At 67.7% G+C, this 25965-nt stretch carries 23 protein-coding genes and 1 pseudogene; 13 read left to right on the top strand and 11 right to left on the bottom strand.

All coding sequences use genetic code 11. The annotated features are described in order from the left end of the window. The first annotated feature begins 39 nt into the window (after window positions 1-39). From ccoM to ACW9UL_RS16185, 6 genes and pseudogenes are all read left to right on the top strand, one after another. Window positions 40-156, top strand: coding sequence for a cytochrome c oxidase subunit CcoM (gene ccoM / locus ACW9UL_RS16210; RefSeq protein WP_021445694.1), 117 nt, complete (start codon window positions 40-42; stop codon window positions 154-156). Window positions 157-333: 177 nt separating this feature from the next. After that, the gene (locus ACW9UL_RS16205; protein WP_457787650.1) at window positions 334-2319 is read left to right on the top strand and encodes an FUSC family protein; all 1986 of its coding nucleotides are present in this window, start codon (window positions 334-336) and stop codon (window positions 2317-2319) included. Next, window positions 2306-2506, top strand: a complete 201-nt coding sequence (locus tag ACW9UL_RS16200; RefSeq protein ID WP_122107507.1) for a DUF1656 domain-containing protein — start codon at window positions 2306-2308, stop codon at window positions 2504-2506. Before ACW9UL_RS16205 ends, ACW9UL_RS16200 begins: the two co-directional genes overlap by 14 nt. Before the next feature lie 14 nt (window positions 2507-2520). Then, a complete protein-coding gene (locus ACW9UL_RS16195) occupies window positions 2521-3375 on the top strand; it encodes an efflux RND transporter periplasmic adaptor subunit (protein WP_457787649.1) in 855 nt (284 codons plus the stop codon). A gap of 89 nt (window positions 3376-3464) precedes the next feature. Continuing rightward, window positions 3465-3956, top strand: a pseudogene (locus ACW9UL_RS16190) (GAF domain-containing protein); the annotation flags it as partial. A 337-nt stretch (window positions 3957-4293) separates the two neighbouring features. Then, window positions 4294-5907, top strand: a complete 1614-nt coding sequence (locus tag ACW9UL_RS16185) for a putative bifunctional diguanylate cyclase/phosphodiesterase (RefSeq protein ID WP_457787648.1) — start codon at window positions 4294-4296, stop codon at window positions 5905-5907. Between the two features lie 114 nt (window positions 5908-6021). On the opposite strand, the gene codA is transcribed toward ACW9UL_RS16185, so the two are convergent. From codA to ACW9UL_RS16160, 5 genes are all read right to left on the bottom strand, one after another. Continuing rightward, complete coding sequence (codA, locus tag ACW9UL_RS16180; protein WP_457787647.1) at window positions 6022-7257, bottom strand: cytosine deaminase; 1236 nt, start codon at window positions 7255-7257, stop codon at window positions 6022-6024. Between the two features lie 100 nt (window positions 7258-7357). Continuing rightward, window positions 7358-7828, bottom strand: a complete 471-nt coding sequence (locus ACW9UL_RS16175; protein ID WP_021444428.1) for a MaoC family dehydratase — start codon at window positions 7826-7828, stop codon at window positions 7358-7360. Then, on the bottom strand, window positions 7825-8775 hold the full coding sequence (locus ACW9UL_RS16170) for an alpha/beta hydrolase (RefSeq protein WP_457787646.1): 951 nt from the start codon (window positions 8773-8775) through the stop codon (window positions 7825-7827). The genes ACW9UL_RS16175 and ACW9UL_RS16170 overlap by 4 nt, the downstream gene beginning before the upstream one ends. Before the next feature lie 63 nt (window positions 8776-8838). Next, the gene (locus tag ACW9UL_RS16165; RefSeq protein WP_457787645.1) at window positions 8839-9120 is read right to left on the bottom strand and encodes a transporter substrate-binding domain-containing protein; all 282 of its coding nucleotides are present in this window, start codon (window positions 9118-9120) and stop codon (window positions 8839-8841) included. A 117-nt stretch (window positions 9121-9237) separates the two neighbouring features. Further along, window positions 9238-9573, bottom strand: coding sequence for a type 2 periplasmic-binding domain-containing protein (locus tag ACW9UL_RS16160; RefSeq protein ID WP_457787644.1), 336 nt, complete (start codon window positions 9571-9573; stop codon window positions 9238-9240). 182 nt (window positions 9574-9755) lie between these two features. On the opposite strand from ACW9UL_RS16160, the gene fadD2 reads away from it, so the two are divergent. From fadD2 to ACW9UL_RS16125, 6 genes are all read left to right on the top strand, one after another. Further along, the gene (gene fadD2, locus ACW9UL_RS16155; protein WP_021444431.1) at window positions 9756-11444 is read left to right on the top strand and encodes a long-chain-fatty-acid--CoA ligase FadD2; all 1689 of its coding nucleotides are present in this window, start codon (window positions 9756-9758) and stop codon (window positions 11442-11444) included. 402 nt (window positions 11445-11846) lie between these two features. Then, window positions 11847-13535, top strand: a complete 1689-nt coding sequence (gene fadD1, locus ACW9UL_RS16150; protein ID WP_457787643.1) for a long-chain-fatty-acid--CoA ligase FadD1 — start codon at window positions 11847-11849, stop codon at window positions 13533-13535. A 98-nt stretch (window positions 13536-13633) separates the two neighbouring features. After that, window positions 13634-15511, top strand: a complete 1878-nt coding sequence (gene ctpM, locus ACW9UL_RS23185; RefSeq protein WP_522731730.1) for a methyl-accepting chemotaxis protein CtpM — start codon at window positions 13634-13636, stop codon at window positions 15509-15511. A gap of 97 nt (window positions 15512-15608) precedes the next feature. After that, on the top strand, window positions 15609-19646 hold the full coding sequence (gene hrpA / locus ACW9UL_RS16135; protein ID WP_457787642.1) for an ATP-dependent RNA helicase HrpA: 4038 nt from the start codon (window positions 15609-15611) through the stop codon (window positions 19644-19646). A 47-nt stretch (window positions 19647-19693) separates the two neighbouring features. Further along, window positions 19694-20227, top strand: a complete 534-nt coding sequence (locus ACW9UL_RS16130; RefSeq protein ID WP_457787641.1) for a DUF3087 domain-containing protein — start codon at window positions 19694-19696, stop codon at window positions 20225-20227. A 209-nt stretch (window positions 20228-20436) separates the two neighbouring features. Continuing rightward, window positions 20437-21177 carry a substrate-binding periplasmic protein gene (locus ACW9UL_RS16125; protein WP_021444437.1) on the top strand — a complete coding sequence of 247 codons (741 nt, stop codon included), beginning with the start codon at window positions 20437-20439 and terminating at the stop codon, window positions 21175-21177. A gap of 89 nt (window positions 21178-21266) precedes the next feature. Here the strand turns inward: ACW9UL_RS16125 and ACW9UL_RS16120 are convergent, their stop codons facing one another. Both ACW9UL_RS16120 and ACW9UL_RS16115 read right to left on the bottom strand, forming a co-directional pair. Then, complete coding sequence (locus ACW9UL_RS16120) at window positions 21267-21494, bottom strand: DUF2798 domain-containing protein (protein ID WP_021444438.1); 228 nt, start codon at window positions 21492-21494, stop codon at window positions 21267-21269. Window positions 21495-21556: 62 nt separating this feature from the next. Then, the gene (locus ACW9UL_RS16115; protein ID WP_397496358.1) at window positions 21557-22054 is read right to left on the bottom strand and encodes a DUF2938 domain-containing protein; all 498 of its coding nucleotides are present in this window, start codon (window positions 22052-22054) and stop codon (window positions 21557-21559) included. A gap of 82 nt (window positions 22055-22136) precedes the next feature. Between ACW9UL_RS16115 and ACW9UL_RS16110 the strand changes: the two genes are divergently transcribed. After that, window positions 22137-22556 carry a helix-turn-helix domain-containing protein gene (locus ACW9UL_RS16110; RefSeq protein ID WP_021444440.1) on the top strand — a complete coding sequence of 140 codons (420 nt, stop codon included), beginning with the start codon at window positions 22137-22139 and terminating at the stop codon, window positions 22554-22556. 66 nt (window positions 22557-22622) lie between these two features. On the opposite strand, the gene ACW9UL_RS16105 is transcribed toward ACW9UL_RS16110, so the two are convergent. The 4 genes from ACW9UL_RS16105 to ACW9UL_RS16090 form a co-directional block, all read right to left on the bottom strand. Beyond that, the gene (locus tag ACW9UL_RS16105) at window positions 22623-23090 is read right to left on the bottom strand and encodes a hypothetical protein (RefSeq protein ID WP_397496359.1); all 468 of its coding nucleotides are present in this window, start codon (window positions 23088-23090) and stop codon (window positions 22623-22625) included. Window positions 23091-23267: 177 nt separating this feature from the next. Continuing rightward, entirely contained in the window at window positions 23268-23825 is a 558-nt protein-coding gene (locus tag ACW9UL_RS16100) for a COG3904 family protein (RefSeq protein WP_397496360.1), read from the bottom strand. Window positions 23826-23891: 66 nt separating this feature from the next. Beyond that, window positions 23892-25109, bottom strand: a complete 1218-nt coding sequence (locus ACW9UL_RS16095; protein ID WP_397496361.1) for an MFS transporter — start codon at window positions 25107-25109, stop codon at window positions 23892-23894. Between the two features lie 111 nt (window positions 25110-25220). Next, a complete protein-coding gene (locus ACW9UL_RS16090; protein WP_021441944.1) occupies window positions 25221-25925 on the bottom strand; it encodes a glutathione S-transferase N-terminal domain-containing protein in 705 nt (234 codons plus the stop codon). Window positions 25926-25965 lie beyond the last annotated feature (40 nt).

The following is a 25965-nucleotide window of genomic DNA, read 5'->3' as shown; positions in this document are numbered from 1 at the left end:
GCAGTCATCCCAGACAGGCAGGCACAACAGGAGGCAGCCATGTTCGTCGATACAGTGGTTCTCGCCGGAGTCGGCACGGTTGTTCTGATGGTCGCCTTTTTCGGCGGGGTCGGTTACTTCATCTGGAAGGATTCGCACAAGCGCAAGCCAAGCTGATCTTTTCGGTTTACAGGGCACGCAAGGCAATTCGGGCGACTTCGGTCGCCCTTTTTTATGGGCGTGCGGCGGGCGGAGCTGGACGCAAACTACGTAGCTAGCTAATAATTAGCTTGTTTCGTAGGGCGCTATGACGCTCGTCTACGCTTTCCTCGCCCAGTCCTTGAAGCCGATTCCATGCGCGATGCCCTGCTGGCCTTTGTGGCGCCCAGCGCCCAGGCCCTTCAGTTTGCGATCAAGACCCTGCTGGGCGGCGGCCTGGCGCTGTGGTTCGCCTTCCGTTTCGATCTGCCGCAGCCGCAGTGGGCGTTGATGACCGCCTTTATCGTCGCCCAGCCGCTGTCCGGCATGGTGGTGCAGAAGGGCCTGGCGCGCCTGCTCGGCACCCTGGTCGGCACCGTCATGGCGGTGCTGCTGATGGCGCTGTTCGCCCAGGCGCCCTGGTTGTTCCTGCTCGCCCTGGCGTTCTGGCTGGGGCTGTGCACCGCCGCCTCGAGCATGCTGCGCAGCGCCTGGAGCTATGCCTTCGTGCTGGCCGGCTACACCGTGGCGATCATCGGCCTGCCGGCCATCGACGCGCCGCTGACGGTGTTCGATCAGGCGGTGGCGCGCTGCACGGAAATCTGCCTGGGGATTGTCTGCGCCACCGCAGTCAGCGCGGTGCTCTGTCCGCAGCGGGTCGAGCGCCAGCTGGTGCAGCAGGCACGCAGCGCCTGGCAGGCCGGGGTGAACGCCGCGGCCTCGGCACTGGTCGGCGAGGCCATGGCGCGTCAGGGCCTGCTCGAGGTGCTGGGGCGTATCGTCGCGGTGGATGCCCAACGCGAGCACGCCTGGTTCGAGGGCGCTCGCGGCCGCCAGCGCGCCCGTGCCCTGCGCGCGCTGAGTCGCGATCTGCTCACCCTGCTGCGCCTGGCACGCGGCGTGGCGCGCCAGTGGCGGCAGTTGAGCGAGGCCGAGCGCCACGCCCTGGCGCCCTGGTTGGAGCGGGTAGGCGAGCAGCTGGCGGCGGCGCAGGCGCAGCAGGTGTCGGCGCTGGCCGAGCAATTGCGCCAGGCCGCCGAGGCGCCGACGCTCAGCGCGGCGCAGCGTTTGTGCCTGGAGCGCCTGGCGTTGCTGGCGCTGCGCCTGGATACCGCCAGCCAGTCGCTGGCGGCGGTGGAACGCGGCGAGAGCGGGCAGGCGTCGCCGGCGCTGTCCTGGCACAGCGACTGGCAGACCGCCGCGGTCTATGGCGCGCGCAGCGCCCTGGCCTTCCTGGCGCTGGCGGCGTTCTGGCTGGCCAGCGGCTGGACCGCCGCCAGCGGCGCCTTGCTGCTGTGCTGCGTGGTCTGCAGCCTGTTCGCCAGCCGCGAGAACGCCGCGCAGATCGGCCTGCTGTTCATGCGCGGGATCTTCTATGCGCTGCCGCTGGCATTCGTCGTCGGACAGATCCTGCTGCCGCAGCTCAACGGCTTCGCCATGCTCTGCCTGGCCCTCGGCGTGCCGCTGTTCTTCGGCGCCCTGGGCATGGCCAAGCCGGCGCTGGGCGCCACCGCCACCTCCTTCAGCCTGCATTTCATCGTGCTCTGCGCGCCGCAGAACGACATGCAGTACGACGTCGCCTTCTTCCTCAACGAGGCGCTGGCCATGCTGATCGGCGTCGGCTGTGCGGTGCTGGCGTTCAACCTGATCGGCTTGCGCAGCCCGACCTGGCATGGCCGCCGTCTGCTGCGCGCGACCCTGCAGGACCTGGCCCGGCTCACCCGTCAGCCGCTGGCCGGGGCCGAGAGCTGGTTCGGCGGGCGTATGGCCGACCGCCTGCTGCAACTGGCGCGGCACTACCCGGCGCTGCCCAGCCAGAGCCGCAGCCGCTGGGACGACGGCATCGCCAGCCTGGACCTGGGCGACGAGCTGCTGCACCTGCGCGCCTGCCTGGCTGCGGGCGACCGCGCGCTGGGCCTGGCCGAAACGAATTTTCTCGATCACCTGCGCCGACAGCTGTTGCTCGGCCCGGCGCCGTCGCGGGGCGCTGCCCTCGATGCCGCGCTGGACGACTTGCTCCAGGCCCTGCGCGGCGCGCCGCCGAGCATCGACCGGCGTCTGGCCGAGGCGGCCCTGCTGCAGCTGCACGGCGGCTGGCAGCACTGGTGCGGGCAACAAGGAGAAGCCCATGGGCTTGCGTGAATGGGCGCTGGGTGGGGTGCTGCTCAGCCCCATGCTGCTTTATGCGCTGCTGGCGCTGCTGCTCACCGGCGCGCTGCGCCTGGCCCTGCAGCGGCTCGGTGTGGCGCGCTGGATCTGGCACGAGGCGTTGTTCGACTGTGCCCTATATGTCTGCGTGCTGGCGGCGCTGGTCGCCGTGTTGAGTTGATGAAGGAGATGTCCATGCGTGCGAGCATTCGCCTCGGCCTCACCCTGAGCCTGGTGGCGGCGGCCCTGCTGGCCGGCGCCTGGTTGTGGCAGCACTACCTGTATTCGCCTTGGACCCGCGACGCGCGGGTGCGCGCCGAGGTGGTGACCCTGGCCCCGGATCTGACCGGCTGGGTCACCCAACTGAAGGTGCGCGACAACCAGCGGGTGGCGGCCGGCGAGCTGCTGCTGAGCCTGGATCGCGAGCGCTATCAGGTGGCACTGGAACAGGCCCAGGCGGTGGCCGAGACGCGGCGCCAGCAACTGCTGCTGCGCGAGCACGAGGCCAGCCGTCGCGTGCGCCTGGGGCCGCAGGCGATCAGCGCCGAGCTGCGCGACAACGCCCAGATCAGCGCCGAGATCGCCCGCGGCGAGTATCGTCAGGCGCAGGTGGCGGTCAAATCCGCCGAGCTGGACCTGGCGCGCAGCGAGGTGCGTGCACCGCGCGCCGGCCAGGTGACCAATCTGCGCCTGGCCGAAGGCAACTATGTCAAGGCCGGCGAGCCGGTGCTGGCACTGGTGGACGAGGCGTCGTTCTATATCCAGGCCTATTTCGAGGAGACCAAGCTGCCGCGCATCCGCGTCGGCGCGCCGGTGGACATCTGGCTGATGGGCGGCGACCAGCCGTTGCGCGGCGAGGTGGAGAGCATCAGCCGCGGCATCACCGACCGCAACGCCAGCCCGGACGGCCAGCTGCTGGCCGACGTCGAACCGACCTTCAACTGGGTACGCCTGGCGCAGCGGATTCCGGTGCGGATCAAGCTCGACGAGCTGCCCGAGGGCCTGCTGCTCAGTGCGGGAATGACTGCCAGCGTGCGGGTGGCGCAGTAGCCTGGGGCGACGCCGGCGGCCACCGCGTACCGTCCGGCCAGCGGAACCCGGTGCCCGGACGGCAGCTCTATACTCAAGCCAGGTCGTGCATGAGTCGGAGGCAAGCCGTGCCAACGTCGCGTTCCACCCACCAGGAACACCTGTGCCTTAACCGTGCGTTGCGCACTTTGAGCGGCTGCAACCGGGCGCTGCTGCGCGCCGAAAACGAAGCCAGCCTGCTCCAGGAGATCTGCCGGGTCATAGTCGAGCAGGCCGGTTACCGCCTGGCCTGGGTCGGCCGCGCCGAGCACGATCCGGCGCAAACCGTCACTCCGCTGGCCCATGCCGGGGTCGAAAGGACCTACATCGACTCGCTGAATATCTCCTGGGGCGACAACGAACGCGGCCACGGCCCCTCCGGCACCGCGATCCGCACCGGCCAGCTGAGCCTGACCCACAACCTGCTGACCGACCCGAACACCGCGCCCTGGCGCGAAGGCGCCATCCAGCACGGCATCGCCTCGGTGATGTCGCTGCCGCTGCGGGTCGAAGGGCGGATCTTCGGTGCCCTCGGCATCGGCGCGCCGGAACCCGATGCCTTCGGCCCGCAGGAAATGGCGTTGCTCAGCGAGGCCGCCGAGGACCTGGCCTTCGGCCTCGAGACCCTGCGCGGCAAGGCGCGTCGCATCCAGGCCGAGCAGGAGATCCAGCGCCTCAATCGCGCCCTGTCGACGCGGGTGGCGGTCAACCATGCGCTGATCCACGCCGACGCCGAATCCGCGCTGCTCAAGGAAGTCTGTCGGGTACTGGTGGTCGACTGCGGCTACCGCCTGGCCTGGGTCGCCTATCGCCAGGAAGACCCCGCCGAGCCGGTACGCCAGGTCGCCTACGCCGGCGACGATCACGGCTTCCTCGCGCGGGCCGAGGCCTGGGCCGCCAGTGCCGAGGGCCAAGCCTACATCCAGCGATGTCGATGCCCGGCTCGAGAGCGGCCGGCCACTGGTCATACGCAACCTACCCGAGGAGCCGGTGGACGGGTTCCTGAGAGACGAGGCCAAGGAGCACGGCTTCGCGGCGACCATAGTGCTGCCGCTGCGAGTGGACGACCGGCTGATCGGCAAGCTGGTGATCATGGCCGCGGCGAGCGACACCTTCGACGAGCAGGAGGTCGAGCTGCTGTTCGCCACCGCCAACGACCTGGGCTTCGGCATCGCCACCCTGCGCACCCGCGATCGGGCGCTGCAGGCCGAGGCGACCATCAGGCGCATGGCCTATGCCGACGAGCTGACCGGCCTGCCCAACCGCCTGCGCCTGCGCGAGTTGCTGGAAGCTGCGATCGCCGAAGCCAAGCAGGAACACCGGGCGCTCGGTCTGTTGCAACTGGAGGTCGGGCGCAACCAGGCGATCAACGAAACCCTCGGCTATCGCGAAGGCGACCGCCTGCAGCAGGCCATCGCCGCCCGCCTGGTACAGGCGGTGGGCGCCGGCAACAGGCTGGCGCGCATCGGCGAAAGCGAGTACGCTGTGCTGATGCCCAGCGGCGGCGCCGAGCAGGCGTCGCAACTGGCGCAGAAGATCCTGGTGGCGCTGTACGAACCGATCGACCTGAGCGGGCTGCTGCTCGATACCCGCGCCAGCATCGGCATCGCCCTCTATCCCGGTCACGGCACCGATCCGGACGCCTTGATCCGCCGCTCGGCCAGCGCCATGGATCAGGCCAAGCGTTCCAGCACCGGCTATGCGCTGTTCCAGGGCGGGATGGACCGCGAATGCGCCCAGCACCTGACCCTGATGAGCGAACTGCGCCGGGCGATCGACGGCAACCAGCTGCTGTTGCACTATCAGCCGAAACTGCAGATCGCTACCAACAAGGTGTGCGGCAGCGAGGCCCTGGTGCGCTGGCAGCATCCGCAGCATGGTCTGCTGCCGCCCAACGACTTCATCAAGCTGGCCGAGAGCGCCGGGCTGATCACCCCGCTCACCTACTGGGTGCTCGATGCCGCGCTGGGCCAGAGCTACGCCTGGCGCGAGGAAGGCGACGAGCGACCGGTTTCTGTCAACCTGTCGGCCCACGACCTGCGCGATCCCAAGCTGCTCGAACGCATTCGCGGCACCTTCGCCACCTGGGGCGCCGAGCCGAACTGGGTGGAATTCGAGCTGACCGAAAGCGCGCTGATGGAAGATCCGGTCGCGGCGCTGGAGACCCTGACCCAACTGAAGAACCTCGACACCCGGCTGACCATCGACGACTTCGGCACCGGCTATTCCTCGCTGGCTTACCTGCAGAAGCTGCCGGTGGATTCGCTGAAGATCGACCAGTCCTTCGTCACCCGCATGCTCAGCGACGACGATGACTCGGCGAAGATCGTGCGCTCGATCGTCGAGCTGGCGCACAACCTCGACCTCGAGGTGGTTGCCGAAGGCGTGGAGAACCAGGAGACCCTGACCCGTCTGGGCAACTTCGGTTGCGACATTGCCCAGGGCTTCTCGATCAGCCAGCCGCTGCCCGGCGACAAGTTCCGCGCCTGGGAAGCCCTGTCGGCCTGGCACTGAGCAAGCCCCGTACGACCGGCGTATTTCCCGTGGGGCGCAGCGAGGCTCGGCATCGGTTTCGCGGCCGAGACCGCTTCAGCGGCAGCGCGGCGTGGCCGCCCCTTCAGCCAAGCATCAGGCCCGTTCGACCCTCGCCGGCGTGCGGCGCATCAGCACCCTGCCGTGGCGGATTGATACCAGCGCGTGGCCCTGACTGCGCACCATCTCATAATCGTCCGGCGCCGAGAGGATCAGCAGGTTGGCCGGACGGCCCACTTCCAGCCCATACCCTTCACCCAGGTTCAGTGCGCGCGCCGAGTTGTCGGTGATCAGATCCAGGCTGCGCTTGAGGTCTTCGTAACCGAGCATGTGGCAGATGTGCAGGCCGGCTTCGAGGATGCGCAGGATGTTGCCGTTACCCAGCGGATACCAGGGGTCGATGATGGAATCCTGGCCAAAGCAGACGTTCATCCCGGCGCGGTCGATCTCCGCCACGCGGGTCAAGCCGCGGCGTTTCGGGTAGCTGTCGAAGCGGCCCTGCAGGTGGATGCTCTCGGTGGGGCAGGAGATGAAGCTGATGCCGCTAAGCTTCAGCAGGCGGAACAGCTTGGAGCAGTAGGCGTTGTCGTAGGAGCCCATGGCCGTGGTGTGGCTGGCGGTGACCCGCGCGCCCATGCCGCGCACGCGGGCTTCTTCGGCCAGCACTTCGAGAAAGCGCGAGTTGGGGTCGTCGGTCTCGTCGCAATGCACGTCCACCAGACAGCCCGTGCGTTCGGCCAGATCCATCAGGAACTTGATCGAGGCCACGCCCTGGTCACGGGTGTTCTCGAAGTGCGGGATGCCGCCGACCACGTCGGCGCCCAGTTCCACCGCCTCCTCCATCAGCGCGCGGCCATTGGCGTACGACTCGATACCTTCTTGCGGGAAGGCGACGATCTGCAGGTCGATCAGGTGGCGGGTTTCCTCGCGCACTTCGAGCATGGCCTTGAGCGCGGCCAGGGTCGGGTCGGTGACGTCGACGTGGGTGCGCACATGCTGGATGCCATGGTCGACCAGCATATCGATGGTCTTCTTGGCGCGGGTCTTGGTGTCTTCATGGGTGACCAGTGCCTTGCGCTCGGCCCAGCGTTCGATGCCCTCGAACAGCGTGCCGCTCAGGTTCCAGGCCGGTTCGCCGGCGGTGAGGGTGGCGTCGAGGTGGATATGCGGTTCGACGAAGGGCGGCACGACCAGGTTGCCGGCGGCGTCCAGGTCGCCTTCTGCGATGGGATTCGGGGCGTGCTGGGCGTCGATGGCGGCGATACGCACGCCGTCCAGGGTGATGCGCTGCAGGCCGTCGCGGCCGCGCAGGCGGGCATTGTGGATGATCATAGGGGCGGGCTCCAGGGGCGGCGGTCAGCCTGGCGGCTGAGGGTGGCGCAGAAGGTGCCGAGCAGGGGCTCGGCACCGGGTCCCGGCATTTGGCAGGCCGTCAGCCGATGCTCACCTGCGGCATGGCCGGCATGGTCACGGTCTGCTCGCTGGCCGGGGCGAGCACTTCGGCTTCGCCGTCGACCACCTGTTTGCCGTCCTGGTTGAACACGCGGGTGGCGATGCGCACGCGGTTCTTCGGCAGCTTTTCCAGCACTTCCAGCTGCACCGTCAGGCTGTCGCCGAGCTTCACCGGGCGGGTGAACTTGAGCTGCTGGCCGAGGTAGATGGTGCCCGGGCCGGGCAGGCGGCAGGCGATCGCCGCGCTGATCAGCGCGCCGCTGAACATGCCGTGGGCGATACGCTCCTTGAACAGCGTCTCGGCGGCGAAGGCGGCGTCCAGGTGCACCGGGTTGTTGTCGCCGGAAACGGCGGCGAACAGCTGCACGTCGCGTTCTTCCACCCGCTTCTCGAAACTGGCCTGCTGGCCGACTTCAAGGGCGGCATAGGGGATATTGGTGACCTGGGTCATGGGGACTCCTTGCGAGGTTGCCGACTGTGGCTCAGCGCCTGCTGCAGCCAGTCGATCAGGTGGACGGTGACCTCGTCGCGGTTGCTCTCGTTGAGCAGCTCGTGGCGGGCCTCGGGGTAGATCTTCAGTTGCACGTCCTTGATGCCGGCCTGGCGCAGGGCATTCGCCAGGTGGCCCAGGCGCTTGCCGTCGCTGACCGGGTCGCGCGCGCCGCCGATCACCAGCAGCGGCAGGTCGGCGTCGATCTGCGCCAGGTTGGCCGGCGGGGTGATCTGCTGCAGGCCGTCGAGCAGGTCGCACCACAGCTGGGTGGTGCAGACGAAGCCGCACAGCGGGTCGGCGACGTACTTGTCCACTTCGGCCGGGTCGCGGCTGAGCCAGTCGAAGGCGGTGCGGTTGGGCTTGAACGCCTTGTTGAACGAGCCAAAGGAGAGCCAGTCGATCAGTTTGCTGCGCCCCTTGGGGCCCAGGCGCCAGCGCTCGAAGCCGGCGATCAGCCGCGCGATGCGGTACAGCGCCACGGGCTGGTAGTTGGAGCCGGACAGCACCGCGCCCTGCAGGCTGCAGCTGTGACCCATCAGGTAGGCCATGCCGATGTAGCTGCCCATGCTGTGGCCGAGCAGGAAGATCGGTGCCTGCGGATGCTGCTGGCGGATATGGTGGTTGAGGGTGGCCAGGTCGCCTACCACCTTGTCCCAGCCGCCTTCGTCGGCGTAGTGGCCGAGTGTGCCGTGCGCCGCGCTCTGGCCGTGGCCGCGCTGGTCCAGGGCATAGAGCGCCACACCCGCCGCCACCAGCGCCTCGGCCAGGCGCGCGTAGCGCAGGCTGTGCTCGGCCATGCCGTGGGCGAGCATGACCACCGCCCGCGGCGGCTGCTCGGCATGCCAGTGGTTGACCTGCAGCGGCTGGCCATCGCTGGCGTTCAGGGTGAATGCGTCGTGGCGCATGGCGAATCCTTGTGCCGGAAGTTGGCCGCATTGTGCACCGCGCACCGTGCGGCGCAAAGCCTGTCAGGGATTGGCGCTGTGGCGCCGCAGGATCTGCATGTATTCGCCGCTGGCATGCAGGTCGCGCAGGCCCTGCTCGAAGATCGCACTCCAGTCGGTTTGCCCCGGCTGCGCCGGGACGAAGCCCACCAGCAACGGGATGCGCTCCAGGGCGCGGCCGTGCCAGCGCAGCTGGCCGTGCAGTTGCGGGTCGCCGGCGATCAGGTATTCGCCGACCCGGCGCTCCAGCAGCACCAGGTCGAAACGCCCGGCGTGCAGCTTGCGCAGGTTGCTGATGTCGTCCACCGCTTCCTCCAGCGTCAGCCCGGCGTCGAGGATGCGCTGCGGGTAGCCGTAGCCGCGGACGATGCCGAGCTTCTGCCCGGCCAGCTGCTGCAGGCGCTGGAAGCGCAGCTCGTGGCCCTAGCGGACGAACAGACCAAGTTCGCTGTAGAACAGCGGGCGCGAGGCGATCAGGCCTTCTTCGCCGATCTCCCTGGGCCACAGCGCCAGCGCGCCCTGGTAGGTGCCGTTGCGCAGTTCGGCGCGCACCCGCGCCCAGGGCAAAAAATCGATGTGCGCCGCGTAGCCGCGCAGGGCGAAGGCGCGGCGGGTGAGGGCGACGATGCTGCCGCCGTCGTCCAGTTGCTGCGAGGCGTAGGGCGGGTACTCCAGGGTGGCCAGGCGCGGGCCGGGCTCGGCCTGGGCCAGGGCGCAGGTCAGCAGGAGCAGGCAGGCGAGTAGGGCGAGTGGCGGCATCGAGGTCGAGTTCGGGCTGGAGCGCTCATCATAGATGTTGCGCAACGAAAGTGCCGGGTGGGCTGCGAGATTCAGCCCATCAATGACGCCTTCGAGCTATTTGCGCAATGGCGCCGAGCTGCTACTTTCCGGGCAGTCCCGCAGCGCGGGCCAGACCATTTCAGGGGAAGAGGACAACAACAATGCAACCTGATTTCTGGAGCGACAAACGGCCGGCCGGCGTGCCCAACGACATCGACCTGGCCAGCTACAAGTCGGTCATCGAGGTGTTCGAGCGCTCGTGCAAGAGGTTCGCCGACCGCCCGGCGTTCAGCAACCTCGGCGTGACCCTGACCTACGCCGAGCTCGATCGCCTGTCCGCGGCCTTCGCCGCCTACCTGCAGAAGCACACCGACCTCAAGCCGGGCGAGCGCATCGCGGTGCAGATGCCCAACGTGCTGCAGTACCCCATCGCCGTGTTCGGCGCCATGCGCGCCGGGCTGATCGTGGTCAACACCAACCCCCTGTACACCGCGCGCGAGATGCGCCACCAGTTCAAGGACGCCGGCGTGCGTGCGCTGGTCTACCTCAACATGTTCGGCAAGCTGGTGCAGGAAGTGCTGCCGGACACCGAGATCGATTACCTGATCGAAGCCAAGATGGGCGACCTGCTGCCGAGCCTCAAGGGCTGGCTGGTCAACACCGTGGTGAAGAAGGTCAAGAAGATGGTGCCCGACTATCATCTGCCCCAGGCCATCGCCTTCAAGCAGGTGCTCAAGCAGGGCCACGGCCAGGCGCTGACCCCGGTCAAGGCCAGCCATGACGACATCGCCGTGCTGCAGTACACCGGCGGCACCACCGGGGTGGCCAAGGGCGCCATGCTCACCCACGGCAACCTGGTGGCCAACATGCTGCAGGTCGACGCCTGCCTGTCGCAGCTCGGCGACGACGGCAAGCCGCTGATGAAGCAGGGCCAGGAGATCATGATCGCGCCGCTGCCGCTGTACCACATCTATGCCTTCACCGCGAACTGCATGTGCATGATGGTCAACGGCAACCACAACGTGCTGATCACCAACCCGCGCGACATTCCCGGCTTCGTCAAGGAACTGGGCAAGTGGAAGTTCTCCGCGCTGCTGGGGCTGAACACCCTGTTCGTCGCGCTGATGGATCACCCCGAGTTCAAGAACCTCGACTTCTCCAACCTCAAGGTTACCAACTCCGGCGGCACCGCCCTGGTCAAGGCCACCGCCGAGCGCTGGCAGGCGATGACCGGCTGCACCGTGGTGGAAGGTTACGGCCTCACCGAGACCTCGCCGGTGGCCAGCACCAACCCCTATGGCGACAAGGCGCGCCTGGGCACCGTGGGCATCCCGGTGCCGGGCACGGCGTTCAAGGTGATCGACGACGACGGCAACGAGATGCCGCTGGGCGAGCGCGGCGAGCTGTGCATCAAGGGCCCGCAGGTGATGAAGGGCTACTGGCAGCGCGAAGAAGCCACCGCCGAGGTGCTCGACGCCGAGGGCTGGTTCAAGACCGGCGACATCGCGGTGATCGACCCGGACGGCTTCGTGCGCATCGTCGACCGCAAGAAGGACATGATCATCGTCTCCGGCTTCAACGTGTACCCCAACGAGATCGAGGACGTGGTCATGGCCCACCCGAAAGTCGCCAGCTGCGCGGCCATCGGCGTGCCGGACGAGAAATCCGGCGAGGTGGTCAAGCTGTTCGTGGTGCCGCGCGACGGCGGCGTCACGGTCGAGGAGCTCAAGGCCTACTGCAAGGAAAACTTCACCGGCTACAAGGTGCCCAAGCACATCGTGCTCAAGGACGCCCTGCCGATGACCCCGGTGGGCAAGATCCTGCGTCGCGAACTGCGCGACATCGCCTGAGCCGCAAGCTCCTCCGTCGTTCCGGCGGAGGAGCTCCCGCCTTCCATGCCGTGACGGCATTCCATTTGTGGTGATTTGGTAACCGAGCGGATGAGGCTCGGACGCCTTTCGTCGAGCGCAATCCCCCTTCGCGCCCGCCCAAGACATCGCGATGTGCGCTGCAATAGGCGAACTAGAGGCTTTGCCTGGTTTTCAGGCGGGGTGAACTGCTTGTGACTGGTCGGTCTATTCTAGTCACTTTTATAACTGCGCGGCCCAGGTTGGGTGCTGGTCGGCCTTTGGCAAAGCTGCTACTCTCGGCGCGCTTTCGGGGCGCCTGGCCCGTGGAAAAGCGAGCTAAACACACAACAAACAACCGCCTGCGCGCGGTGAAGATCAGCTGTTGCTTAGGAGTGGGCTTCCATGACCGAAAACTTCTGGAAGGACAAGTATCCCGTTGGGGTTGCTGCCGAAATCAATCCCGACCAGTACCCGAACATCCTCGCGGTGCTGAAGGAGTCCTGCCAACGCTTCGCCGACAAGCCTGCTTTCAGCAACCTGGGCAAGACCATCACCTACGGCGAGATGTACCAGCTCTCCGGTGATTTCGCCGCCTACCTGCAAAAGCACACCGACCTCAAGCCCGGCGACCGCATCGCCGTGCAGCTGCCCAACGTGCTGCAGTACCCCGTGGTGGTGTTCGGCGCCATGCGCGCCGGCCTGGTGGTGGTCAACACCAACCCGCTGTACACCGCGCGGGAGATGGAGCACCAGTTCAACGACTCCGGCGCCAAGGCGCTGATCTGCCTGGCCAACATGGCCCACCTGGCCGAGCAGGTGGTGCCCAAGACCGGCGTCAAGCACGTGATCGTCACCGAAGTCGGCGACATGCTGCCGACCTTCAAGCGCCTGCTGGTCAATGCCGTGATCAAGCACGTGAAGAAGATGGTGCCGGCCTACAACCTGCCGCAGGCGGTCAAGCTCAACGACGCCTTGGCCAAGGGCCGCGGTCAGAGCTTCAACGAAGCCAACCCGAGCAACGCCGATATCGCCGTGCTGCAGTACACCGGCGGCACCACCGGCGTGGCCAAGGGCGCCATGCTCACCCACCGCAACCTGGTGGCCAACATGCTGCAGGTCAAGGCGCTGATGGGCGCCAACCTGGACGAAGGCTGCGAGGTGCTGATCGCGCCGCTGCCGCTGTACCACATCTACGCCTTCACCTTCCATTGCATGGCGATGATGCTGATCGGCGGCCACAACATCCTGCTGACCAATCCGCGCGACCTGCCGGCGGTGGTCAGGGACCTGGCCAAGTACCGTTTCACCGGTTTCGTCGGCCTCAACACCCTGTTCGTTGCCCTGTGCAACAACGAGGAGTTCCGCAAGCTGGACTTCTCCAGCCTGAAGGCCACCTTCTCCGGCGGCATGGCCCTGCAGCTGGCCACCGCCGAGCGCTGGAAGGAAGTCACCGGCTGCGCCATCTGCGAAGGCTTCGGCATGACCGAAACCAGCCCGGTGGCCACGGTCAACCCGTTCAGCGCCATCCAGCTCGGCACCATCGGCATTCCGCTGCCTTCGACTCTGTGCAAGATCATCAACGACGAGGGTCAGGAACTGGCCATCGGCGAGATCGGCGAGCTGTGCGTCAAGGGCCCGCAGGTGATGAAGGGCTACTGGCAGCGCCAGGAAGCCACCGACGAGATCCTCGACGCCGACGGCTGGCTGAAGACCGGCGACATCGGCCTGATCCAGGAAGACGGCTACCTGCGCATCGTCGACCGCAAGAAGGACATGATTCTGGTGTCCGGTTTCAACGTCTACCCGAACGAACTGGAAGACGTGCTGGCGACCCTGCCGGGCGTGCTGCAGTGCGCCGCCATCGGTGTGCCGGACGAGAAATCCGGCGAGGCGATCAAGGTGTTCGTGGTGGTCAAGCCGGGCGAGAGCCTGACCAAGGAGCAGGTGATGGAGCACATGCGCGCCAACCTCACCGGCTACAAGGTGCCCAAGGCCGTCGAGTTCCGCGACGTGCTGCCGACCACCAACGTCGGCAAGATCCTGCGCCGCGAGCTGCGCGACGAAGAGCTGAAGAAGCTGGGCAAGAAGTGATTCGCCCGAGCTGACCCGAAAAACCCGCTGCGGCGGGTTTTTTGTTGCCCGCCATCCCTGGCGCCCCCCCTGCGAGACCGTCGCAGGCGACGCCAAAAATGGCTCCTGGCAATTGTTTGTTGCGCCCGGTAACGGCCATTCGAGGCGCGGTCACGCCGCGCCGACCTGAATCTTCCCCGACGACTTTACGGCTGGTCCGACCAGTTTTTGTGTTTCTCTATTTTTCTGACGCCAGAATATCGGCAATATGCCACTCCCTTAACCCCCTGATGTTGCAAGGTGCCGTGACCATGCTCGCCCGACTGCGTTTGCGCTCCAAAGTCCTGCTGTTGGCCCTCGGCCCTATCTGTCTGCTGACCCTGCTGCTCTCCAGCATCGCCATGGTGGTGCTCGACAACCTGGCCGCCCAGCAGGAGGCGCAGACTCGCGCCAAGCTGGTGGAGGATCGCAAGAGCGAGATCAAGCAGTACGTCGAGCTGGCACTGAATGCCATCGCCCCGCTGTACCAGGCCTCGGCCGACGGCGACCTGGCGGCGCGCGACGAGGCGGTGCAGGTGCTCAAGCGCCTGTCCTACGGCGTCGACGGCTACTTCTGGGGCTACGACACCGGCACCCGCCGGGTGCTGCAGGGCAACACCGACGACAAGATCGGCGAGGACTTCAGCGGCTACCGCGACCCCAATGGCATCTACGCCATCCGCGAGCTGGTGCGGGCGGGCATGGATAACAGCCACTACGTCGACTACAGCTTCGTGCTCGGCGACAGCCAGGAACTGGTGGCCAAGGTGGGCTATGCCCATTACCTGCCGAAGTGGAAGCTGGTGTTCGGCACCTCGGTCAACCTCGATGGCGTCGAGCGCGACGTGCAACTGGCCCGCGACGAGTTCCAGCGCAGCACCGACCGCCTGTTGCTGGTGATGATCGGCTCGGCCGTCGGCCTGCTGCTGGTGCTGACGCTACTGGCCCTGCCGCTGGCGGCGTCGATCGCCCGGCCGGTGCAGCTGATCAAGGCCAACCTCGACGACATGGCCGCCGGCGACGGCAACCTGACCCATCGCTTGCCGGTCGCCAGTCGCGACGAGCTGGGCGAGCTGTCCGCCTCGTTCAACCGCTTCGTCGAGAAGATTCACCTGCTGGTGCAACAGGTGGCCGGCACCACCGGCAGCCTGTCCGGACTGGTCGGCGCCGTGGCCAGCCAGGCGCAGCGCTCCGAGCAGGCCATGGAGCGGCAACGCCACGAGACCGATCAGGTCGCCACGGCGATCAACGAGATGTCCGCCGCTGCCCATGAAGTGGCGCAGAGCGCCCAGCGCGCGGCAGAGGCGGCGCGCGATACCGACGCCGAAGGCCAGTCGGCCAAGCGCGTGGTCGATCAGAGCGTGCAGTCCATCCATCATCTGGTGAGCGAGGTACGCGCCAGCAGCGAATCGCTGGAAACCCTGCGCCAGGACGTACAGGGCATCGTCAGCGTGCTCGAAGTGATCCGCGCCATCGCCGACCAGACCAACCTGCTGGCGCTCAATGCCGCCATCGAAGCCGCCCGCGCTGGTGAGGCGGGGCGCGGTTTCGCCGTGGTCGCCGACGAGGTGCGCGCCCTGGCCAGTCGCACCCAGCAGAGTACGGGTGAGATCCAGGGCATGATCGACCGCCTGCAGAACACCACCGACGAGGCCGTGACCACCATGCAGCGCGCCACCCAGATGGGCGACAGCACCCGCGAGCAGGCCACTCGCGCCGGCACCTCGCTGGATGCCATCGCCCAGTTGATCGGCACCATTAACTCGATGAACGCGCAGATCGCCAGTGCCGCCGAGGAGCAGACCGCGGTGGTCGAGGAGATCAACCGCAGCGTGCACCAGATCGCCGTGGCGGTGGACGGCGTGGCCAACGACGCCGTTGAGGGCGCGCAGACCTCCCGCGACCTCAACGGCCTGGGCGAACGCCTGCGGCGCCTGGTGGGGCAGTTCCAGATCTGACGCGGCTGTCCGTGGCGTCGACGGCGGTCGTCTTGGCCGGGGCAAATCTGCGACAATCCGCGGCTGCCTCCCAGACGACTCGCCCAGCACGGCCCCCATGACCGACGCCAGCCCCAGCTTCGACCAACTGCACAAGAATCTCGACCAGGCCCTGCAGGCCGACCGCCATCGCCTGCGCCGGCAACTGCACGAGCTGCAGAAAAAACCGGACGAGGCCAAGCTGGCGCAGTGGCTGGAGCGCTTCCAGGCCTCCTGCGCCAAGGCGCTGGCGCGCCAGCGGAGCATACCGCCGATGCGCTACGACGACGCACTGCCGATCGCCGCCAAGCGCGACGAGATCAAGGCCGCGCTGGAAAAGAGCCAGGTGGTGGTGATCGCCGGCGAGACCGGCTCGGGCAAGACCACCCAGTTGCCGAAGATCTGCCTGGAGCTGGGCCGCGGCGTGCACGGCCTGATCGGTCACACCCAACCGCGGCGCCTGGCCGCGCGCAGCGTGGCGACAAGGGTGGCCGAGGAGATCGGCACCAAGCTGGGCGAGCTGGTCGGCTACCAGGTGCGCTTCGAGGATCAGAGCAGCGACAGCACGCTGATCAAGCTGATGACCGACGGCATCCTGTTGGCCGAGACCCAGCACGACCGCTTTCTGGAAAAGTACGACACCCTCATCGTCGACGAGGCGCACGAGCGCAGCCTCAACATCGACTTCCTCCTCGGCTATCTGAAGACCCTGCTGCCGCGTCGCCCGGATCTGAAGCTGATCATCACCTCGGCGACCATCGACCTGGAGCGCTTCTCCAAGCATTTCAACGACGCGCCGATCATCGAGGTGTCCGGCCGCACCTACCCGGTGGACACCTGGTACCGGCCGCTGGCGGCCGAGGTGGACGAGGAGGGCGAGCGCCTGCTCGACGACCTGACCATCGACCAGGGTATCCTCGCCGCGCTGGACGAGATCGCCGCCCATGAGCGCGAGGTCGGCAAGCGCCCCGGCGACGTGCTGGTGTTCCTGCCCGGCGAGCGCGAGATCCGCGAGGCCGCCGAAGTGCTGCGCAAGGCCAACCTGCGCCACACCGAGGTGCTGCCGCTGTACGCGCGGCTGACCCCGGCCGAGCAGCAGAAGATCTTCGCGCCCATGCCGGGACGCAAGATAGTGCTGGCCACCAACGTGGCGGAAACCTCGCTGACCGTGCCGGGCATCCGCTATGTGATCGACAGCGGCACCGCGCGTATCAGCCGCTACAGCTACCGCGCCAAGGTGCAGCGCCTGCCCATCGAGCCGGTGTCGCAGGCCAGCGCCAACCAGCGCAAGGGCCGTTGCGGGCGGGTCGAGCCGGGCATCTGCATCCGTCTGTACAGCGAGGAGGATTTCCTCGGCCGCCCGGAATTCACCGACCCGGAAATCCTCCGCACCAACCTGGCGGCGGTGATCCTGCAGATGCTGCACCTGCGCCTGGGCAGCATCGAGGACTTCCCCTTTATCGAGCCGCCAGACGGCAAGGCCATCAGCGACGGCTTCAACCTCTTGCAGGAGCTGTCGGCGGTCAATCGCGAAAGCCAGCTGACGCCCATCGGCCGCCAGCTGGCGCGGCTGCCCATCGACCCGCGCCTGGGCCGCATGGTGCTCGAAGGCGCCAGGCAGGGCAGCCTGGAGGAAATCCTCATAGTCGCAAGCGCTCTATCGGTGCAGGATCCGCGCGAGCGGCCGATGGACCGCCAGCAGGCCGCCGACCAGGCGCACGCGCAGTGGAAGGACGTGGACTCGGATTTCGCCGCGCTGATCAACCTCTGGCGCGGTTTCGAGGAGCAGCGTCAGGCGCTGGGCGCCAACCCGCTGCGCAGCTGGTGCAAGAAGAACTTCCTCAACTACATGCGCCTGCGCGAATGGCGCGATGCGCACCGCCAGCTGGTGCTGATCGTCCGCGAGCTGAAGCTCGAAGGCGAACGCGGAATCGGTCGGAGCGGCCTCAGCCGCGAACCACAGCCGGCGGACAGCAAGGCCCCGCAACCGACCAAGGACACCCGCGTCAACGCCATCGCCCGCCAGCAGGCCGAGGTCAGCGAGGCGGCGGTGCGGGCGAAGAACTACGCCGCGGTGCACAAGGCCATCCTCGCTGGCCTGCTCAGCCAGATCGGCCAGAAGACCGAGGACGGCGACTACCTCGGCGCGCGCCAGCGGCGCTTCTGGATTCACCCGTCCAGCGTGATCGGGCGCAAGAAGCCCAACTGGGTGATGGCCGCCGAGCTGGTGGAAACCACCAAGCTGTTCGCCCGCATGGTGGCCAGGATCGAGCCGGACTGGATCGAGCCGTTGGCCGGCCATCTGGTGAAGAAGAACTATCTGGAGCCGCACTGGGAGAAGAAGCGCGGCCAGGTGGTGGCCTTCGAGCAGGTCACTTTGTACGGCATGATCGTGGTCGCTCGCCGCCCGGTGCACTACGGCCCCATCGACCCGGTGGTTTCGCGCGAGCTGTTCATTCGCGAGGGCCTGGTGCGCGGCGAGATCAACAGCCGGGTGCGCTGCCTGACCGCCAACCGCCAGTTGCTCGAACGCCTCGACGAGCTGGAGGCCAAGTCGCGCCGCCGCGACATCCTCGCCGATGAAGAGACCTTGTTCGGCTACTACGACGCGCGCATCCCGCAGGACATCTACCAGACCGCCAGTTTCGAGGCCTGGTACAAGAAGGGCAGCGCCGCCGACGCCGGGCTGCTGATCATGCGCGAGGAGGACGCCCTGGCGCGCGACGCCAAGGACGTCACCGCCGCGCAGTACCCGGACAATTTGCGCATCGGCGAGCTGCAACTGCCGCTGAGCTACCACTTCGAGCCCAACCATCCGCGCGACGGCGTGACCCTGCGCGTGCCGGCGCCGCTGCTGCCGCAACTGCAACCCGAGCGCCTCGAATGGCTGGTGCCGGGGCTGCTGGAAGCCAAGTGCATCGCCCTGGTGCGCGGTCTGCCCAAGGCGCTACGCAAGAACTTCGTGCCGGTGCCGGACTTCGTCGGCGCGGCGCTGGACAAGCTGGTGTTCGGCCAGGGCTCGCTGCCGCAGGCGCTGGGCCAGGAGCTGCTGCGCATGACCGGCGTGCGGGTCTCCGACGAGGCCTGGGCCGAGGCCGCCGCCGGGCTGGAAAACCATCTGAAGATGAACATCGAGGTGGTCGACGCCCACGGCAAGTTCCTCGGCGAAGGCCGCGACCTGGCCGAGTTGACCGCGCGTTTCGCCGAGGCCAGCCAGGCCGCGCTGGCCATCCCGCAGCAGAGCGACAAGCCGAAAGCGGTGGAGGCCAAGGCCTTCGCCGAGGTCGCCGAGAAGGCCCAGCAGAAGATCGCCGGCCTCTCCATGACCGTCTACCCGGCGCTGGTGGAGGAGGCGGGTGTGGTCAAGGAAGGGCGCTTCCCGACCCAGGCCGAAGCCGACTTCCAGCACCGCCGCGCCCTGCAACGTCTGCTCCTTCAACAGTTGGCCGAGCAGGCCAAGTTCCTCCGCGGCAAGCTGCCGGGGTTGACCGAACTGGGCCTGCTCTACCGCGAGATCGGCCGCGTCGAGGCGCTGGTCGAAGACATCCTGCTGGCCAGCCTGGACGCCTGCATCCTCGATGGCGAAGCCAGCCTGCCGCGCGACGGCGCCGCCCTGGCGCAACTGGCCGAGCGCAAGCGCGGCGACTGGACCGCCCACGCCGAACGCATCGCCCGCCAGGTGCTGGAGATCCTCAAGCTGCACCATGGCCTGCAGAAGCGCTTCAAGGGCAAGATCGACCTGGCCCAGGCCATGGCGCTCAACGACATCAAACAGCAGCTGGCGAACCTGGTCTATGCCGGTTTCGTGCGCGAGACACCGGGCGAGTGGCTCAAGGAAATCCCGCGTTACCTCAAGGCCATCGAACAGCGCCTGGACAAGGTCGGCGCCCAGGTGCAGCGCGACCGCGTGTGGACCGGCGAGCTGAGCGGCTACTGGCAGCAGTACCAGGCGCGTGCGGCCAAGCACGCCCAGGAAGGCAAGCGCGACCCCGAGCTGACGCTGTATCGCTGGATGCTGGAGGAATACCGCGTGTCGCTGTTTGCCCAGCAGCTGGGCACCAAGATGGCGGTGTCGGACAAGCGCCTGAGCAAGCAGTGGAGTCAGGTCGAGGCCTGATGCCGAGAGGGCAGAGCCCGCCCAATCACAGTCGAGAGTTGTCAGTCATGTTCGAAATCACCCCCATCGATCCCGAGCACTACCGCCAGCAGACCCGCCGCAGCACGCTGCTGATCGCGGTCATCTTCCTGACGCTGGCCATGCTCTGCGCCACCGCCAGCACCCAGCTGTTCGGCACGCCCGGCGGCGACAATTTCCGCTGGAACCTGCTCGGGGTGCTGGCCGGCCTGGGCCTGACCGTCGCCTTGGTGCGCCTGCAGTTGTGGTCGCGGCCCTTGATGGCGGCGGCGGTGTACGGCTGGCGGCTCAAGCGCAGCCTGATGCGCGTGACCAATGTCATGCACCATGTAAAAGCCGGCGTGGCCCAGGGCGACGCCAGCGCGATGAAGCTGCTGCGCTTCTACCACCTGGGTCTGACCCAGATGCACCAGCTCGACGGCAACTCCAGCGAGCTGAGCCAGATGGTGCGCGAGATCGACGCGCACTGCGAAGCCATGCAGGCGCAGGGGCTGGAACTGGAGCAGAACCGCCTCGACCCGGCCTGGCTGGAGCGGGTAAAGGGCTTCGCGGCCACGCGCTAAGAGCCGCTACGGGCGTTATCCCCAGGTTCAGCCTGACGCGACGACGTCTCGTCGGCGTCGCCGCACGCGCTGGCCACGGCGCTTTGCCATCCACCCGCGCTTTCCCTAGACTCGGGCATATCGGTCCCCTGTAGTCCCGAGAGTCGCCTTTGACGCTATCTGCAGTTCGTCCCCCGCTGGCTCGCCCAGGTGCCCTGCGCCGCTTCCTGTTGCTGCTTACGCTGTTGCCGGGGCTGGCCGGGGCGAACTGCGAACTGTCGCTGCGCTGGGATCACGACCCGCCCTTCAGCATGGAGCTGGAGGACGGCTCGGTCGGCGGCATCTATATCGACCTCAATCGCGCGGTGTTCGCCCGCCTGGGCTGCCAGGCGCGCTTGGTACGCCTGCCCTGGGCCAGGGCGCTGCTGGAGCTGGAGCAGGGCCGCCTCGACGTCCTGCCCGGCGCCTTCCGCAAGCCGGAACGCGAGGCCTACGCGCACTTCTCCGGCGTCATTCTCGAGCCGTCGCGCAATATCCTCTTCCTGCGCCGCGATGCGGCGCAGCGCTGGCCGCTGGATAACCTGCTGCAACTGCGCGACACGCCGCTGCGCCTCGGCGCGCAGATCGGCGTGTCCTACGGGGCGGACTACCAGACGCTGATGGCCGACGAGGCCTTCGCCAGCCGCGTGGTGCTCAACGCCACTCGTCTGAACCTCTGGCAGATGGTCGCCCGGCGACGCATCGACGGCCTGATCGCCGACGAACATTCTGGCCGTTTCGAACTGCAGAGCCTGGGGCTGAGCGAGCATATCCGCCCGACCGCCGTGGTGGTGTCCAGCGACGCGGCGGAGGTGGCCTTCAGCAGGAAGAGCGTGCAGCCCGAGTTCGTGCAGAACTACGCCGCCGTCCTGCGCAGGCTGGTGGAGGACGGCAGCTACACCCGCATCGAACAGCGCTACCTGGGCCCCTGAGTGCGCGCGGCCATCGGCGCTGCCCTGTCGGGCATGGCCCGATAAGGGCGATCACGACATCTGGCGCCGACCCTCCCGGGCGCAACCGGCTATTTGCTGGTCACCAGCACCCTGACCAGCCTCTGGGTCAGCGGCGCCACCAGCAGCACGGTAGGGAAGGCGAACAGCCAGGCCGTCAGCCAGGCGCTCAGCCAGAGTGTTGCGAACTGCGGCGCCAGTCCTGTGGCGCGCAGGGTGGCGATGCCCGAGACCAGCAGCGACATCAGGCCGGAAAGGATCAGGGCGAACAGCAGGGGGGCGTATTTCGGCGAAATCATCGAACGTTCTCCAGTGGTGGTGCCGGCACGCAGGCTCGGCGGGGTTGGGGCGAAGGTGTGGCTCAGGCCGGTAGCGCGGCCAGCAGACTGGCGCTCAGGTACAGGCCGAGGCCGAACACGCCATGGGTGGCCAGGCTTTTCAGGCAGTTCTTCAGCGGCGTCGGCGTGTGGCGCGAAACGATGCCGGCGCCCATCGCCGGCTGGATCAGCAGCAGCGGCACGGCCACGGTGACCAGGCCCAGCGCCAGGGCCGGCAGTAGTGAGGGACGCGCAGCCCAGCCCGGACCGGTGAGAACCAGCAGCAGGACGGCGAAGACGATGCCGGTGGCGTAGTGGACGAGCCAGCCCAGCGCCAGTTCGCCGCGAACCGGCGCCGTCTTGGCGATGGCGGCGTGGCGGACCCGGCCGCGCAGCAGGTGGCCGACCCAGCGACCGACCAGGGCGAAACTCAGGGTGGCGATGCCCAGGCGCCGCAGGAGCAGCAACCAGGCGTCCATCACCAGGGTGGCGCCGGCGCCTATGGCGAATATCGGCAAGAGATCGTGCAGTAACGGGTTCATTTTGGGGCCTCACTCGGGTTGACCATTGCTGGCTTCGATGTGAGGCTACAAGTTCAAGTGAACTTGAAGTCAAGGGGTGTGCATGGATATCGCCGAAGTCGCCAGGCGTTCCGGTCTGCCAGCATCGACGCTGCGTTTCTACGAGGAAAAGGGCTTGCTGCGGGTGCTCAACCGGCAGGGCGAGCGGCGCCGTTTCGCCGCGCAGGTATTGGATCAGCTGGCGCTGATCTCCCTCGGCCAGTCCGCCGGGTTCAGCTTGGACGAGATCCGCAACATGCTGACCAGCCATGGCGAGCCGCAAATCGATCGCCAGGCGCTACTGGCCAAGGCCGACGAGATAGACGCCAGCATCAAGCGTCTGCGCGCCATGAGCCGGGGGCTGCGGCATGCCGCGGCCTGCCCGGCGCCGAGCCACGCCGAGTGCCCGACCTTCCAGCGCCTGCTCAAGGCTGCCGCCGCCGGCGCCCATGCGCGCAAGACCGGTAGGAAGAAAGCACGCTAGTGCGTTGTCTGCGCTGCGTCGCAGCCATGACCCCGGCGCGCAGGGCCTGGGCGTAGCGGGTCCAGCCTAGGCCGGCCCCCACAGGCTGATCTTGCTCGAGCCGGCGATGCTGCTGCCGTAGTTGCTGTCGGTTTTCTCCGAGTTGTTGGCAGCGGTGCCCCAGCTGCCGTGCTTGACGATGGCGAAGGCATGGCCGATGCCGGTGCCGCCGAAGTTGTTGGCTCCCGAGTTGACGGCGAAGTAGCGGCCATCCGCCAGCGTGCTGAGGCGTGGCTTGAGCGACAGCCAGGACTCGTCCAGGGCGACGTTGGCCAGCGGCAGCTGCGCGACGATGGTGGCGATGGCGTTGTCGTACTGCAGTGCGCTGGCGCTGCCCACCCAACCCCTGGCGATGAACAGGTTGACCGCCGCGTTGACGCCGATGCCGAGGGTGCGGGAGAAGGCCATGGCCACGCAGTTCTGGTGGTAGGGCAGCATGCCGCCGGCCGGCGAATGGTTGTTGAGGGCGACGTTCTGAATCAGGGCTGAAACCATCGCGGGTACCTCCTTGTAGGGGGAACGGAGACAGGGCATGGGCCCGTCATGCAGCCTAGTCGCTGTCCGCGCGTTGCTCCCGGCGTGGCGATATGCGGCAGTGCGCCTCGCCTGTCCCGTCGCTGCTGGAGCGGGGCGAGTGGTCTCCCTGCCTGGGCGGCAGTGGTTTTGGGCGCCTCAGTGCAACCTGTAGCGCGCCAGGTCGTCCCTGCTCAGCAGGCGCAACTGGCCGGGGGCGGCGCGGTAGATGTCTTCGGCCAGGCCGATATCGACGCCCATTTCGCGCAAGTAAGCGGCCGGGCTGAACGGCTGACTGCCGTGGGCGGCCTGCGCCTGGGCCGAGTCGCCGGCGGCGAAGGGCGGGCGACGCAGGGCGACGTGACCCTTGACGATCTTGCGCTTGCCGGCCGCCAGCAGGTAGACGCAACTGCCCTGGCAGACCCCACCGGACGGCACCAGCGCCTCGAAGCCGGTCTCGCGCAGCAGGCGGCCCATGCGCATCGCCTCCGGGGCGCTGCCGCCGATGCTGTCGAGCAGGACGATCTTGCGGCTGTAGCTGCCCGGATGGGCACGCAGGCCCTGCAGCAGTTTCTCGTAGTCGCCGGGGGCGATCTCTTCGGAAATCTTCGCCGCCAGCAGGCCGTCCCGCGCCGCGACCTCGACCCGGGCCTGCGCTCCGAGCGCGGCGAGGGCGAGGCTGCAGAGGAGGAGGGGGCGAAGCAGGCGCGGATTCATGGGCGACTCGATGGGCAAGGGCGGTTGGCGTTGGCGACAGAAGATACCTGCCGCTGGCGCGCCGTGCTAGCTCGCCGCCGGCTCGGCGGGCGCCGTCGCGACCCGCTGCACCTGCCAGGCCCAGGCGAACAGGCCGAGGCCGAGCACGGCGGTGGCCGCGCCGATATAGCCGGTGACCGTCCAGCCCAGGCCGGCGCCGATGGCCAGGCCGCCGAGCCAGGGGCCGAGGGCGTTGGCGATGTTGAAGGCGGCGTGGTTGGAGGCCGCGGCCAGGGTCTGCGCGCCGGTGGCCACGTCCATTAGGTGGGTCTGCAGCGCCGGGCCGAGGGCGATCATGGTGCCCAGGGCGAAGATCGCCGGGGCCACGCTCCACACCGATTGCGCTGCCAGCGGCATCAACAGCAGCACCAGCGCGCTCCACAGCAGGATCCAGGCCACCGCCTTGAAGCGCAGGCGGTCGAACAGCCAGCCGCCGGCGCTGTTGCCGACGATGCAGCCGGCGCCGAAGAGCGCCATCGCCAGCGGAATCCAGCCCGGTTGCACGCCGGTCACCTGCAGCAGGGTGGGCGCCATGTAGGCGAACACGCAGAACATCCCTGCGAAGCCGATCGAACCGATGGCCATGGCCAGCCAGATCGGCGCGCGGTTGAAGGCGCGCAGCTCGCCGATCGGGCTGGAGCGTTGCTCGTTGCGATCGGTCGGCAGGAAGATCGCCACCATGGCGATGGTGGTGATGGCGATCACCCCGACCAGGGCGAAGGCATAACGCCAGCTCAGGCCCTGGCCGAGCCAGGTGGCCAGCGGGTTGCCAATCAGGATGGCGACGGTGAGACCGGCCAGCACCCGGCTCACCGCCTTGGCCCGCTTGTGCGGCGGCGCCATGTTCGCCGCCACCAGCATGGCGATGCCGAAGTAGGCGCCATGCGGCAGGCCGGCGACGAAGCGGAACAGCATCAGCGACAGGTAGTCCGGGGCCAGGGCGCTGGCGAAGTTGCCGAGGGCGAAGCAGCCCATCAGCAGCAATAGCAGGATGCGCCTGGGCAGACGCGCACCGAGCAGGGCGAGGATCGGCGCGCCGACCACCACGCCGAGGGCGTAGGCGCTGATCACGTGGCCGACCTGCGGCTCGCTGATGCCCAGGTCGGCGGCGACGTTGGGCATCAGGCCCATGATGGCGAATTCGCCGGTGCCGATGGCGAAGCCGCCGAGGGCCAGGGCGAGTTGAATGAGAAGGATCGCGCCAGGCGACAGGTTGGTCGCGGCGGTGGCGGCGTGGTCGTTCATGAATAACCTTGGGCGGGGAGGGCAAACGGCCGGCGCATTATAGGCCCCCGACAGCGCGTCGGGGGATTGGTAATGGCTCTAGATCGGCGCTTTCGTCGAACTCGGGGGGCGTCAGCCGCGCGCGGGGATGTTCAGGCCGCGCTGTACGGCGGGGCGGGCGAGGAAGGCCTCGAGCACGCGGCGCACGTTGGCGAAGCGCTCGAACTCGACCAGCTCGCCGGCCTCGTAGAAGCCCACCAGGTTGCGTATCCAGGGAAAGGTGGCGATATCGGCGATGCTGTATTCGCTGCCCATGATCCAGTCGCGGCCTTCGAGGTGCTGGTCGAGCACGCCGAGCAGGCGCTTGCTCTCCGCCACGTAGCGGTCGCGCGGACGCTTGTCCTCGTAGTCGCGGCCGGCGAAGCGGTGGAAGAAGCCGAGCTGGCCGAACATCGGGCCGACGCCGCCCATCTGCCACATCAGCCACTGGATCGCCTGATAGCGCGCACCGGCAGCCTGCGGCAGCAGCTGGCCGGTCTTCTCCGCCAGGTAGAGCAGGATGGCGCCGGACTCGAACAATGCCAGCGGCTCGCCGTTCGGACCAACGGGGTCGAGGATGGCGGGAATCTTGTTGTTCGGGTTGAGCGAGAGAAACGCTTCGCTGAACTGGTCGTTGCTGTCGAAGCTGACCAGATGCGGCTCATAGGCCAGGCCGGTTTCCTCCAGCATGATCGACACCTTGACCCCGTTGGGCGTGGGCAGCGAGTAGAGCTGCAGGCGCTCGGGGTGCTGGGCGGGCCATTTGCGGGTGATGGGGAACTGGGCGAGGTCGGTCATGTGAACTCCATGGCGGATGGGACGGCGACGGGATGCCGGC

It is taken from the genome of Pseudomonas sp. PL-6, assembly GCF_054110165.1.
This window is presented reverse-complemented; position numbering and strand designations above follow the sequence as displayed.